Origin of the sequence: Thalassoroseus pseudoceratinae, assembly GCF_011634775.1 — a bacterium.
GTDB lineage: Bacteria > Planctomycetota > Planctomycetia > Planctomycetales > Planctomycetaceae > Thalassoroseus > Thalassoroseus pseudoceratinae.
Genome location: NZ_JAALXT010000011.1, coordinates 61,893 through 74,853, shown reverse-complemented (window position 1 = coordinate 74,853; position 12,961 = coordinate 61,893). Strand labels below are relative to the sequence as shown.

At 54.7% G+C, this 12,961-nt stretch carries 10 protein-coding genes and 1 pseudogene; 7 read left to right on the top strand and 4 right to left on the bottom strand.

Features of this window, described 5'->3' with window-relative positions:
* The 3 genes and pseudogenes from G6R38_RS27180 to G6R38_RS27170 form a co-directional block, all read left to right on the top strand.
* Positions 1-1,466: ISL3 family transposase (locus G6R38_RS27180; protein WP_166831930.1), on the top strand; the 1,466-nt coding region annotated here is incomplete at its 5' end.
* An 84-nt stretch (positions 1,467-1,550) separates the two neighbouring features.
* Positions 1,551-1,925, top strand: a pseudogene (locus G6R38_RS27175) (integrase catalytic domain-containing protein); the annotation flags it as partial.
* Between the two features lie 158 nt (positions 1,926-2,083).
* Positions 2,084-2,725 (top strand): PEP-CTERM sorting domain-containing protein, encoded by a 642-nt coding sequence (locus G6R38_RS27170; RefSeq protein ID WP_166831928.1) that lies wholly within the window; start codon positions 2,084-2,086, stop codon positions 2,723-2,725.
* 37 nt (positions 2,726-2,762) lie between these two features.
* Here the strand turns inward: G6R38_RS27170 and G6R38_RS27165 are convergent, their stop codons facing one another.
* The 3 genes from G6R38_RS27165 to G6R38_RS27155 form a co-directional block, all read right to left on the bottom strand.
* Positions 2,763-2,975 (bottom strand): hypothetical protein, encoded by a 213-nt coding sequence (locus G6R38_RS27165; protein ID WP_166831927.1) that lies wholly within the window; start codon positions 2,973-2,975, stop codon positions 2,763-2,765.
* A 326-nt stretch (positions 2,976-3,301) separates the two neighbouring features.
* Positions 3,302-3,796: a hypothetical protein gene (locus tag G6R38_RS27160; protein ID WP_166831926.1), complete on the bottom strand. Its 495-nt coding sequence runs from the start codon at positions 3,794-3,796 to the stop codon at positions 3,302-3,304.
* A gap of 647 nt (positions 3,797-4,443) precedes the next feature.
* The gene (locus G6R38_RS27155; RefSeq protein WP_166831925.1) at positions 4,444-5,280 is read right to left on the bottom strand and encodes a PEP-CTERM sorting domain-containing protein; all 837 of its coding nucleotides are present in this window, start codon (positions 5,278-5,280) and stop codon (positions 4,444-4,446) included.
* A 357-nt stretch (positions 5,281-5,637) separates the two neighbouring features.
* Here G6R38_RS27155 and G6R38_RS27150 point away from each other — a divergent pair, with 357 nt between their 5' ends.
* The 4 genes from G6R38_RS27150 to G6R38_RS27135 all read left to right on the top strand — a co-directional run bounded on the left by G6R38_RS27150 (position 5,638) and on the right by G6R38_RS27135 (position 10,362).
* Positions 5,638-6,927, top strand: a complete 1,290-nt coding sequence (locus G6R38_RS27150; RefSeq protein WP_166831924.1) for a glycosyltransferase — start codon at positions 5,638-5,640, stop codon at positions 6,925-6,927.
* Positions 6,928-7,067: 140 nt separating this feature from the next.
* A complete protein-coding gene (locus tag G6R38_RS27145) occupies positions 7,068-8,012 on the top strand; it encodes a FemAB family XrtA/PEP-CTERM system-associated protein (RefSeq protein WP_166831923.1) in 945 nt (314 codons plus the stop codon).
* 5 nt (positions 8,013-8,017) lie between these two features.
* The gene (locus G6R38_RS27140; RefSeq protein WP_240928409.1) at positions 8,018-9,202 is read left to right on the top strand and encodes a glycosyltransferase; all 1,185 of its coding nucleotides are present in this window, start codon (positions 8,018-8,020) and stop codon (positions 9,200-9,202) included.
* A gap of 26 nt (positions 9,203-9,228) precedes the next feature.
* Positions 9,229-10,362 (top strand): glycosyltransferase family 4 protein, encoded by a 1,134-nt coding sequence (locus tag G6R38_RS27135; protein ID WP_166831921.1) that lies wholly within the window; start codon positions 9,229-9,231, stop codon positions 10,360-10,362.
* A 10-nt stretch (positions 10,363-10,372) separates the two neighbouring features.
* Here G6R38_RS27135 and G6R38_RS27130 read toward each other — a convergent pair whose 3' ends face one another.
* Positions 10,373-12,670, bottom strand: a complete 2,298-nt coding sequence (locus tag G6R38_RS27130) for a VanZ family protein (RefSeq protein WP_240928408.1) — start codon at positions 12,668-12,670, stop codon at positions 10,373-10,375.
* Positions 12,671-12,961: the final 291 nt, after the last annotated feature.

The window sequence follows — 12,961 nt, the reverse complement described above, 5'->3', positions numbered from 1 at the left end:
TTCATAGTCGATACACTCGAACCGCCCGGGACCTACCAATTCAAGGTCGCCCGGTCCGGCTATACTTGACGGTTCGCCGCTTTTTCTGCCGGAACGCCGATTGTCTGCGTCGAGTTTTCTGCGAACCCATCCCGCAACTACTGGCCGAGCATGCTCATTCAACCACTCGGCTGGCGGATGCCCATCGCACGATTGGGCTAGCGCTGGGTGGTGAACCAGGGGCTCGTTTGACTGGCAAGTTGGGCATGCCCGTCAGTTCGACGACACTGCTGCGACGGGTCAAGAATGCGGGTCCGATTGCGACGCCTGCTCCACGCATCATTGGGGTCGACGACTGGGCCATTCGGAAGGGACAGCGGTACGGGACAATCATCGTCGACCTGGAGCGAAGCGAAGTTCTGGAGTTGCTGCCCGGACGGGATGGAAGCGAACTGCGAACTTGGCTGGGCCAGCACCCCGAGGTCGAAGTCCTCTGTCGTGATCGCTGGGCTCCATACGCCGAGGCAGCCACCGCAGCGGCTCCCCAGGCCCAACAGATCGCGGACCGTTGGCATTTGCTGGGAAACATTCGCGAGGCACTCGAGCGGTTTCTCGATCGTTACTCAGGTAAAATCAAAGCCGCATTCACTCCGACGATCGTCAATCCACCAGACTCCAATTCGGAACCGGAAGTGTCAGCGGAAGTTTTACCGCCAGAAACTGCCAAGCAGAAGCAACGGCATGACCGTTGGCAAGAGGCACGTCGGCGTCGTGATGAGGGACAATCGCTTCGTCGAATTGCCCGCGAGATGCAATTATCGTGGCGAATCGTGCCGCGTTATGTCCAGTCCGATCAGCTCCCCGATTGGCAGCCAGGCCGCGAGCGACCATCGCAAATGACGAACTACCGAGAACGCATTGAGGCTTGGCTAGCGGATGGGAACGATAATGCGGCGGCCCTGCATCGGCAGTTGCTCTGTGAAGGCGTTCGGTTGAGTTGCACCACCGTGCGGACCTACGTCAGCCGACTAATGGCGACTCGCGGCCTCTCCCGTCATCGAATCAACGCAGCCAAACCTCCTCGGTCACGAGCTCCGTCCACCAAAGCTCTTTCGTTCGCCGTGATGACTGATCCCACCCGACGAACACCGACGCAGCAATGCCAAGTGAATTGTCTGCAGAAGCTGAGTCCTGGAATCGCCGAGGCGGTCGAGCTCGTCGAAACATTCGCAGCCCTGATCCGCAAGACATCTTGTTTGACTTGGCGAGAATGGCAAGCGAAAGCGTGGGACAGCCCATGTTCGGAGCTGCGGAGATTTGCCGAAGGACTCGAACGCGACCGAAATGCGGTTCAGGCCGCGTTCGACGAACCTTGGAGCAGTGGACCGGTCGAAGGGCACATCAACCGATTGAAGACGATCAAACGTCAAATGTACGGCCGAGCCGGCTTGGCACTCCTTCGAGCCCGAATGATCCGTGCCGGATGATCATGCCCTCCGGTTCACCAAGTTTGCCGAAGAGCCACTTTCCGGGCGTTTTTCACAACAACCTCAGGAATTCAATTGAAGTAGCTCTCAATCATTGATGAATTCACCCGCGAATGTCTCGTCCTCAAGGTGGCTCGAAGCGTCACCAGCGAGGATGTGATCGATACGCTGGCCGAGCTGTTCTTGATGCGAGGAGTGCCTCGTCACATTCGCAGTGACAACGGTCCTGAGTTCGTGGCTAACGAACTGCGGCGATGGCTCGAAAAACTGCGGATCGAAGCCTTGTGGCATGCCCCTATTTCACTGAACGATGAGAAGAAAACAGCAAATGTAGCTGATTGTGTCATGAGTGGATTACACACCACACTTGACGGTCTACAAGCTGTGCAAAAAGCGAAAACGGCCCGGATATTTGGTGTTTCTCCCTCCAAATATCGAGACTTTACACTATTCGCCTAATCGGAGCAGCTTGGCGATGCGGGAAAATATCTCGGATTTTCCGATTTTGCCTATTGCCCCTCCTTCCTCGAATGTTATCTTCGCTGTTCAGTAGTAAACGCCATCGCTGCCGGATTCGCGGCAGGCCAGATTTCTAGACCTACAACACGGGAAGCAAGATGATGAGGGCGATTCAACTGGCGGTGGCGTGCGTGGCGGTGCTTGTAACCACGGCAGGGCAGGTGCAAGCGGGGTTAATAACCATCGACTTTGACGACGGGACCGCCGGTAATCCGGTTGATGCCTTCTACAGCACCCTCGGTGTCACCTTCTCAAACGCCGAATTTACAAACAATTTTGGGTTAGCAGGGTCGTCGGGGAGCCTTGGCATTAGAGCTATTATCGGTGGTTTTGGACCTACCCCCACAGATCCAATTGTCGCCACTTTTGACTCGCCACAAAGCTTCGTTAGCATCACGGGAATTGACGTCGAGGAGAACGGAATTCGCATCAATGCGTTCGACGCACCGACAGGCGGTAATCTTGTGGATTTTGATGAATTCTTTGGGCCAGGCGCCGGAGTGGGAACTTTCGCAACGATCTCCACCACAACTCCAAGCATCTTTCGAGTGGAATTCTTTCAGCCACAAAACGTGGTGGGCGATGGTGTGCTGTTTGAAGATTTCAGTTTTCAAGCCAGTGATGTTTCTGCCGTTCCCGAACCGTCTTCCCTCGCCCTGTTCGGCATTGGTGCGTGTGTCGCTGGTCTCGGTGCCGCACGCCGTCGACGACGTGAAAAGCAGCAAGAGGCGACGCCCTAAGCTGACAGAAACGAAGGGCAACCAAAGCGGGCGACCATCATGGTCGTCCGTTTTCCGTTGGTACGATTGGAGACTTCGGCAGCACGGGACGTACCTGCGGCTTGGCCGGCCTCACCGCCTGCGTGAGCGACTTGCGTTGGGCCGGTTTCTTCGGTTTGGGCTGGGGCAATTTCGACAGCCCTTCCACGGCCTTGTCGTCGTTGAGCCACAACCCTTCCCGAATCGCCAGCCATTCTTGAAACGTCATCATCGTCATGCCTGTATTTACGCCGGTCGGTCACAAAAACGGACTAGGCCAGCCCCTCGAAACATGCCTACAACGGCCTCTAACGTGTTGCTGGTGCTGGCGTTTGTGGGAGAACGGTTTCTGGGCGGTCCACGGGGAAAAACCGGCTCACACACCTGGCTAATAACGGGCAGGACCGACGCCATCACGCTCTGGCGGTGGTGACGTGCGAGCGGCCACGATGGCGTCGGCTCCCGTTGGTCGTCTGTTGGTGGCTCGTCCGTCTGTTGGTCTTCATCCTGACGGGCTTCCGCATCGACGGCCAACTGTTCCTCGCTGGGCTGCCACCTTCACGCCTCAATGTAGTTTTCGCCAAACCATTCCCGCCGACATTCCTTCCACAACTCCCCTTTGGTCTTCACGAAGTAGCCACCAAACTGCCCTGACAGGTTCAGGCCCAGCCCCTTCTTGAACAGCAGAACCTCCCTTTCCCCCTCCTGCACGTCGGCGATATCCTTGACCGTATAGCGAGTGATGGCGGCCATCGACCGGATGTTCTCACAGTGGGCCAGTTCCGCCTTGTTTCCACTGGCCTTCTGCACGATCTTCCCCAACACGTCTGCCGGGTCATTCATGCTGGTCCTGATGAGCAGATGCAGATGGATCAGGTTGTTTCGTTCGATCTCCCGCACGAAGTAAACGGCCAGTTCCACCGCTCTCGTCTTGGCGAAATAGCGTGCTTTCCGTCGTAGTTTTTCATGGAAGTCCCGAAACTCTGGGATCGTGCGAACCTCGCTGAACTTGACTACCGCTTCATGCGTCGGCGGGGCGTGCCGATGGTTCATGTTCAGAATCCCACACTCCCTCACCGCCCAATTCTGCCGGGATTCGACGGATGCAGATGGGGTTCGGTTCTTGTGGTTCCCCCGAGGAAGTTCCCATCGTTGCCGGGGATGGGGTTGGTAATAACAAGGAACCTGTGGTTCTTTGTCCCCTCGTTCTTCAAATTGTTCGTTAGTCACCGCCTGCCAGACCATCTCCACCGCTCACGCACGTCCTTATCCACGCCTACGCCGGCCATCAGGCTTGCTCCCACGGGGCATGGTCAGGCAGAGAAGTCCGTAAAGAACCTTCGCCGTCAAGAAGGGCTGAAAGCGTCAAGCAAGAAACGGAAGAAATGTTGGTTGGGATATCGTGTTCGACCGGTCCAGCTCAGGGGGTCCTAGGTTGCCTTATAGAAAGTTGTGCCAGTCGCCAGCCGCACTTGCCGGTAACGGAAACCGATTGCGTGTATGGCATCGCTCCATAATGTCTTGGCCCGACCAATGGGGATTACCGGTTGCAATCCAGGAGTCCGGCGGCGGGTTACGGGGCATTTCCGGTCAACTGATTTTGGTGCGGTGGGTGATGCCGAGGTGTTCATAGCACGAACAAAAAGCGGGCAACCGTGAAAGTCGCCCGCTTGCTTTAATTGTTCGTTGTCTCTGTCAGCTTACGCCGCTACGTTTTGCTGTTTCTCACGGCGGCGACGGCGAGCGGCTCCGAAGCCTGTGGCACATGCGCCAATGCCGAACAGGGCCAAAGAGGAGGGTTCTGGCACGGCGGAGAGGCTGTGGTTGTCAATTGCGATGCCACCTGCAATGTCGATATTCGTGAACCAGGAATACCGAGGACCGCCAACTACCGTTGCAATCAGATCGCTGTTGTTGGTTCGGGTCTCCGTGAAAAGCAGGGTGCCGCTGGTGTCCCGAAGATTCAAGTCGCCGAAGAGTACTCCACCCTGTTCCCGAAAAGTATGCTCGAAAGTGTACCATCCACTATTGGCCACTACGAAATGATTGCCAGATTCCAGATCCTCATCCGGGTCGTTATCTGTATTGTTGCTTCCGCCAACAAGCAGGTCCCCGGTTGAGGTATCCTTCGTCACGTGGAAAATAAAATCCCGTCGATGACTTCCCGAAGAGTTATTCATTGCTGTTGAATAGTCGAACCCTTCTCCCAAAGCCCAGTTTATATCGAGGTAGATGTCGGTCGACACCGTCAAGCCCCCTGGCCACACGCTCGATGAATTACCGTCGAATTTGGAGTAAGGACCACTAGCAGTCTGCTTCACAATCGCATGATATCCGCCCGAGCTTGATGAAATGCCGCCGCTACCGCTGGCAACACGCTCAATGTCACCGACCCAACCATTACCCTGATCGAACCATCCGACAGTATCCGTCTCAAACCCCTGTGAATAGAGCGGAGCCGCGTCGAGTTGTTGCGTTGTCGCCAGGCCGATTGCGACGCTTGCGAACATCCAGCCCCCATAAAACGTTTTCCGCATTACTTCACTTCACCCCTTGTTGTGTAACTCAAGAACTCGGTACACCACCAATCCGCTATCAGCAGCGTCCGCTTCCGTACAAGAACGCTAGCATCTGTGGTAGGTTGGGTGCAATAGGCAAAACGAAATTTAAGTGAAAATTTACTACCTAAATGGAAATTTGAACCAGCGCACATGTGAAACGCTGAGTCGAAGTACGCTCTTACAGTCGATTCAGTGGTTTAGACGAATGTCAATAACTCATGCGAACCAGATGACACCAAGACGGCTCGATGGCATATTTCGATCATCAACTTCCGAAATTTGAAACCTCCTTGGAAATTAACGGTCGGAGATGCCTGAAGCTCGAGACGATGGGTGATAACGGCCAAAACTCATCCATACGGAAATCCTCGTCAAATCCTGGCAAACCGCGTGGTGCGAGCCGGAACAACACCACCGGGAAATCTCGACAATCCCAGTGAACAGGGTTGCATCTTCTCGGCGATCGTGTATCACTCTGGCATGAACAATTCTCTGCCGATCGTCTGCCAGTTGTTGCACAGTCTCACCGTGGGTGGGGCGGAGGTGTTGGCTGCACGGTTGGGGCGGTTTTTGCGGGAGCGGTATCGGTTTATCTTCGTTTGCCTGGATGACCTGGGGCCGCTGGGTGAGGAACTGCAAGCGGACGGGTTTCCCGTACGAACACTCGATCGAGGCGATGGGATCGACTGGTCGTGTGCTCGGCGGCTGTCACGGTTGCTCAAAGACGAGTCGGTCGATCTCGTGCATGCCCATCAATACACGCCGTTCGTGTATGCTGCCTTGGCCCGGCTACCTTTTGGCCGAAAGCCAATCGTGTTCACTGAACATGGCCGCTTTCATCCCGATACGCCAAGTCGCAAGCGGGCGGTTTTCAACAACGTCGTGCTTTCGCGAAGAGACCGAATCGCCGCGGTCGGGGAATCGGTTCGCGAGGCACTCGTCACCAACGAAGGTCTGCCACGTCGTCGAATCGAAGTCGTTTACAACGGGATCGACTTGACTCCCTTCGAGACGGAGTCGGCAAGTTCGAGTTCCGAGGTACGACGCGAGTTCGGCTTGACCGATCAAACGTTCTTGACTGGGCAAGTCGCACGTCTGGACTCGATCAAGGATCATCCGACCGCAGTGCGGACAATCGCAAAGTTGGTCGAAGCCGGAGAAGATGTGCATTTGCTGATCGTCGGCGAAGGCCCACATCGCCCAGCAATCGAAGCGGAAATTGCTCGGACCGGGATGGAAAAGCACGTCACTCTGGCCGGTCTGCGTCGAGACGTACCCCGATTGCTCGACGCTGTTGATGCTCTCATGCTAACGAGCGTCAGTGAAGGCATTCCTCTGACGATCATCGAGGCCATGGCAGCGGGGCGGCCGGTTGTCTGCACCGATGTGGGAGGGCTCTCAGAAGTCGTCACCGCCGGCGAAACCGGTTTCCTAGCACCGGCGGGCGACGAAACGGCGTTGGCCGACCGCCTAATTCGTTTGATTTCCAACCATGAACTTTGTCAACAAATCGGTACAGCCGGACGAGCGGTAGCCTTCGACAAATTTTCCGAAACAAGGATGGCGGAGGCCTATGCCAACCTCTACGATGAGTGCTTGAACCGGTTGTCCACTAAGTCGTAGTTCTCGGTTCGAATCAGTTGGAGCAACAGAAAACTGTGACGGTTAGCATCACCGTGGAGGACCAGATTCCTGCATCGTTTTCGGATCTCGCAACCGATCCGTCAGTTACTTCGGGCGTTGCGGTAGGACGAAATCACGACATGCGTTGGTTGCGGGTTTTGGCTGATGCTTTTGGGCATGAACCGTTTCTGCTGACTGCTTATCGAGATGACAGTGTGGTTGGGCATTTGCCGTTGTGCTGTGTTCGGTCGCTTTTGTTCGGTCGTTTTTTGGTCAGCTTGCCTTATTTGAATAGTGGGGGTGTCCACTCGGAATCGCCCGATGCGATGACGGCCCTCGTGGATGAGGCAGTGAGGTTGGCGGATCGACTTGACGTCAAATTCTTGGAACTACGACACGAGGAGCCGATCGAGCATCCGGCATTCACACAGCAGATGAGTGACAAAGTTCACATGCGACTGCCGCTGCCGGATTCGGCGGACGCGATGATGGACTCGCTCAAGAGCAAACGACGTAGCCAACTCAAAAATGGCTTGAAACGGGGCTTCTGCGCCGAGTGGGGAGGCATGGAACTGCTCGATGCGTTCTATGCTGTCTTCAGTCGTAATATGCGGGATCTTGGAACCCCCGTTTATGGACGAAAACTGTTTCGCTCGATTCTTCAGCAACTCGGTGATGATGCGGAATTCTGCTGTCTTCGTGATGGCGACAAACCGGTCGCTGCGGCTTTGCTATTGCATGAACGGGGCGTCAGTGAAGTTCCTAGTGCCAGCAGTTTGCGAGAGTACAATTCGACGAACGTAAACATGGCCATGTATTGGCATTTGTTGGAGCGTGCCATTGAACGCGGTTCGCGAATGTTCGATTTCGGTCGCAGCACGGTGGACGGGCCAACGTATCGGTTTAAGAAACAATGGGGAGCCGAGCCCAGCCAAGCCGTCTGGCAATATTATGTTCGCCGCGGGGAAATCAACGCAGCTCGCCCCGAGAACAAGAAATTCGGTTTGGCAGTCAAAGTCTGGAAACGTCTGCCGTTGGCGGTAGCCAATCGCATTGGCCCTCCGATCGTGCGAGGCATTCCGTGACGGACATGTCAACGACATCGCTTCCCCTGTTGGTTTTTGCCGACGATTGGGGGCGGCATCCCTCCAGTTGCCAGCACCTTGTGCGTCGTTTGTTGCCTCGCCAACGGGTTGGGTGGATTAACACTATCGGCATGCGGCCGCCGCGTCTGGATATGGCAACGGTTCGTCGCGGCGGAGAAAAAATCCGTCAGTGGTTGGTCCGCTCGGCAAGTGACGATGATGCCCAACCAAATTCGACCGCTAAACAGAATTGTCCAGAAAACCTAGATGTTCTCAATCCCCGCATGTGGCCTCGCTTCCGACGAGGATGGGAACGCCACTTGAACCGAAGGTTATTGAGCCCGCCTTTGCAGCGATGGATCGAAACGGTCGGTGGTTCGGCGATCGGGGTGACGACCCTACCAATTACCGCCGATTTGATGAAAACGCTTCCCGTTGATCGATGGGTGTATTACTGCGTGGATGACTTTTCAGTTTGGCCGGGACTAGATGGTGCAACGATGTTGCACATGGAGCGGCAAGTGATCGAACAGGCGGATATTTTGATCGCTGCCGGTCGAAATTTACGGGATCGGCTCGCGACACTTCGGCCCGACAAAGAAGTTCATTTGCTAACTCACGGTGTCGATCTCGAATTTTGGCAGAAGGCGACACCGCCAGATGTTCCTTTAGAGTTCCCATCGCCACATGTATTATTCTGGGGGCTGATCGATCAACGCCTCGACTTGGATTTTCTTCGCCAACTAGCAACTGACCTTGCACAAGGATCGATCCTGTTGGCTGGTCGAGAACAAAACCCGCACCCGGATCTGTTTGACATTCCGAGAGTTCACCGGCTAGGGCCACTACCATTGGAAAGCCTGCCAGAGTGGGCAGCGATAGCAGACGTACTCGTCATGCCCTATGCCGACCTTCCGGTTACGCGTGCGATGCAACCGCTCAAAATGCTGGAGTATCTGGCAACTGGTCGTCCGGCAGTTGTTCGAGACCTGCCTGCCTGCCAAGACTGGGCGGATTCGGCTGACTTGGCGACGACTCCCGAGGAGTTTTCACAGAAAGTCCGGCAGCGGATTGTTGAGGATCTGCCATTCGATCAAGCCGCAGCCCGTCGAGCACGATTGCCCCAAGAATCTTGGGACGCAAAAGCCGAACAGTTTTATCAACTTCTCACTGCCGACAGACGCACGTAGACGGAACGGCCAGGGAGTAAATTCTGATGACCGATGATTTGGTTCCGCCTGTGGTCCTGCATACCCGCGTGGTGACTGGCACTGGCGGCGGACCGGAAAAGACGATTCTGAACTCGCCACGTTTCCTGAAACAACATGGATATCATGGTCTCTGCGCGTTTATGCATCCGCCAGACGATCCTGGTTTCGAGGAAATCCGCCAACGGGGAATGGCCGCCGAGACCGAGGTGATCTCCATTCCCGATCGCGGTGCGACTGATTGGCGTTCTATCAAGCAAATGCTAAGGCTATGCCGTCGGTTGGGGGTGACGATCTGGCATGGTCACGACTACAAAAGCAACTGTCTCGGCCTGTTGCTGAGACGATTTCACCGAATGCATTTGGTTTCCACGGTACATGGGTGGGTCGATATGACGGGGCGAATGCCGCTCTACAGCCGGATTGACCGCTGGGCTTTGAAGCGTTATCAGCAAGTCATTGCGGTATCACCCGATTTGCTGGAGCGTTGCGCCGAAGCTGGGGTCCGGCGTGACCGGCTGACATTGATCGAAAACGCCATTGATTGTGAACAGTATCGCCGATCCATGTCTCTCGAAGACGCGAAGAGAAAAATTGGCGTTTCGCCAGAGCGGATTCTGATCGGCGCGGTTGGCCGATTGAATCCAGAGAAGGGGTTCAACAACCTCATTGAAGCCGTTTCCCAGGTGCGCGCGGAGGGGCATGACGTAGAATTAGTGATCGCAGGTGAAGGGAGTGAGCGAAACCATTTGGAGACGCTCATTGCCAGCCAACCGGAACCCGACCGCTTTCGTTTACTCGGGCATTGCTCAAACGTGATTGATCTCTATCACGCAATGGACGTTTATGCCCTCAGCAGTTTGCGAGAAGGTCTACCGAACGTACTACTCGAAGCGATGGCGATGAGTGTTCCCGTCGTAGCCACGCGAATTGCCGGCGTCCCAAAGCTCATCGAAGACGGCGTCAACGGCATATTAGTCGAACCGGGGAACAAAGAGGAACTTGCGGCAGCCCTGACCAACCTCATTGACGGTGTTACGATGCGAAATCAACTAGCGACAGCCGGTCGTGAGGTCATTGAAAATCGATATTCGTTTACCAATCGCATGCAGGCGATGGTGAACCTCTACAACAATCCTTAGATGAGCCTCGTCAGGGACAGCGTTGTCCATTCCAAATCGAGACTAGTACGGCTGCACTCAGAAACAAGACAGTCACCCAACGTGACTTGTGTAACCAAGAAACGTTGGCATGCCGCGGCGATAGCAGCGGAGAGTGAGCGACCCAGCCAACCATCACGATGTGAGCGAGCGCGACGCCAACCATTCCCGCGATTACATCGGTGGCATCGACATAACGTGACCGGACTAGCAACTGCAGCATCTCCAAACCCACAGCGAATCCGCTACCCAGCAAGATCGTGCCCCGAAAAGAACGCACTGGTTTTTGCGGCGACGTCCACACTGTAGCTGCAAAAAGTCCGATCGGGAAAAACAGAAGGCTGTGCATAAGCATCGCCTTCCATTCTGCCCCAGAGCCTGTGAAGGGTATCAGAATAACAGCTCCGCTATTGAATTTGTGATAAAGCTCGACGGGATGAATTGTGAGGTCCAGCGGCAACGTCGACCAGATCACAAAGCCGACGACATACAGGGTCAAAAAGATGTCTATGGGTTCCGGTTTCCGTACGTGCGGGAGCAACTGCCGTAACCGTGAGACACTCCAGCGTCCAATCATGAACCACAGGAAGACCCCCGTGACGTTGCCACAAAATTGAGCAAAGACGTCATCCTGCGAACTAAAACGGGAAGGAACCCAAAGCTGCCCAAATTCGACCAAGACTCCTAGGAAAATTCCTCCTACCAGTGTTCCCAATGCCATAAGGACCTCTCGCGGCAACGATCGTCGTTGCCAAGTACCAATCGCCATCCATAGAAATCCGAATGGAACAAGGAGAAGGAAATTGCTGGCCCAATCCACCCGTCGATTCGCTTGGAACGTTAAGGGGAGTGATCGAAATTGCTCGACAGCCTCTGCAAGAGACAGGTCGGTTCGCCAAGTCGCAGGCGTGAACGATCCATAGATGATCAAGCCAGTCCAAAGTGTTGCCAGTGCATAGAAGTGAAACAAATATGGCACGGTCCTGCCAGCCATTGACGAATCGAAAATAGTAAGGGCAGTGGAATCGTTGCCGACGCGGCGGGCTCGTCGATCGACTAACAAGAAGAGAATCAATACCGCAATAACAAAACCAGTCTGGATTCGCGTCCTCATGCGTTTCTCGTCGAGCTGTTTTGAGGCAGCTCGACGCATTTCATCGCGTGTACGGCCAAGTTGAAGTTTTCCTGATTCGGGATCGCGAAACTCTGGATCTTGCCCATAGACTCCGCCTTGCTCCTCCACCGGCAGACCTTGTGGTTGACTACATTGCGGACTGTCGATGCGGTACCAAAAGTTCTCAGCTATCTGGAACGACTCCGCATCGGTTTCTGCCCCTACGTTGACAAAGAAACTCAGTTCTTCTCCACGCCAAGCGATTACATTCCCAACGAAGCGACCGTTGCGGGAAGGAACGAATCCTTCAGAGCGAGTTTCTTGTAGGATTCGGAATACCCAGTGTGTGGGCCGAAATATCGTATTGTTGTTGACTAGAGCTCCATCGACATTGACGAACGCAAACGGTGCGGCTGAACCGACGATGGTGCATCCAGTGATTGTGACGTCCTTGGCCTCGAAACCTTGTGGTTCAGGCCGAAAGAATTTCAGGCCTGTTTTACCACCAATGTTAAGGCTTCGATCGGTCACCCGTTCGAATCGGCAGTTTTGCACTAGAATATCCCGACTTCCGCCCTTCGCTTGGAAACCAACGCGACCAACGTTCTTCCCGTCGAGGAAGCAATCTTCGACTTTTCCATCTCGGCAACCGACTAGGTCAATGGCTTGACCGTCCTGGGACCACCCGTCCACGGTAAGTTTTTCAATGACGAAATCGGATACCCCGGACATTTTTAGGCCGTCCTGATTACCGCCTTTCCCCACTTCGCGGATGACAAGATTTCGTAGCTTGACGTGATGAGCCGAGAAATCATTTCGACCGCTATCGTCAATATTGAGCCCGTTTGAATTGGCCCCCTCAAAGATCAGATTTCGCAACTCGATGTGTTGGGGCGACTGCAATTTCAGGCACTCATTTCCGCCACGAATGATGGGTGGCTGGGAGGGATCAACCGCGGCAATGACGATTGGTTGGAAGGCCGTCCCATGGGGTCCCGAGATATACATATTTCCTCGGTAAGTTCCCGGCATAATCAATATGTGATCACCGGGCCGGGCCTTCTTCAATGCTGATTGCAACTGACCGCTGCTTCGAACTAGACGCGGTCTCGCCAGACTCACGTCAGTGCCGGCTAAAACAGACGTCAATGCCAAGCAAATTGCCGTCGCTCTCATTCTGTGTTGCATTCGAGTCTTTCAAATTTCATCGGCAGTCAGTTGTGTATCTCGGACGACGCCACCAATTCAAAAGTCACCGGTTTCCGAGAGAGATTGTCCCGCCACTACGATAGTGGTGTCGATTGGCCGCGCCGAGGGGTAAGACGACTTGACTGGTAGAAAACTGGATGCCTCTTCTGTTTCAGCTGGTAGTTTCAGGTTCGGCAGCATGTCTAGTGTTCGTATATGCTCGAAGCTCCGAGTTCCTCGTAGATTGTCGCCGTGTGTTTTGGGCTCGAAAAATGCGAC

Coding starts and splice junctions, on each gene's coding strand:
- G6R38_RS27135 (WP_166831921.1), top strand. CDS start 9,229: ATGACCGATGATTTGGTTCCGCCTGTGGTCCTGCATACCCGCGTGGTG.
- G6R38_RS27165 (WP_166831927.1), bottom strand. CDS start 2,975: ATGATGACGTTTCAAGAATGGCTGGCGATTCGGGAAGGGTTGTGGCTC.
- G6R38_RS27140 (WP_240928409.1), top strand. CDS start 8,018: ATGTCAACGACATCGCTTCCCCTGTTGGTTTTTGCCGACGATTGGGGG.
- G6R38_RS27170 (WP_166831928.1), top strand. CDS start 2,084: ATGATGAGGGCGATTCAACTGGCGGTGGCGTGCGTGGCGGTGCTTGTA.
- G6R38_RS27160 (WP_166831926.1), bottom strand. CDS start 3,796: ATGAACCATCGGCACGCCCCGCCGACGCATGAAGCGGTAGTCAAGTTC.
- G6R38_RS27155 (WP_166831925.1), bottom strand. CDS start 5,280: ATGCGGAAAACGTTTTATGGGGGCTGGATGTTCGCAAGCGTCGCAATC.
- G6R38_RS27130 (WP_240928408.1), bottom strand. CDS start 12,670: ATGAGAGCGACGGCAATTTGCTTGGCATTGACGTCTGTTTTAGCCGGC.
- G6R38_RS27145 (WP_166831923.1), top strand. CDS start 7,068: ATGCGTTGGTTGCGGGTTTTGGCTGATGCTTTTGGGCATGAACCGTTT.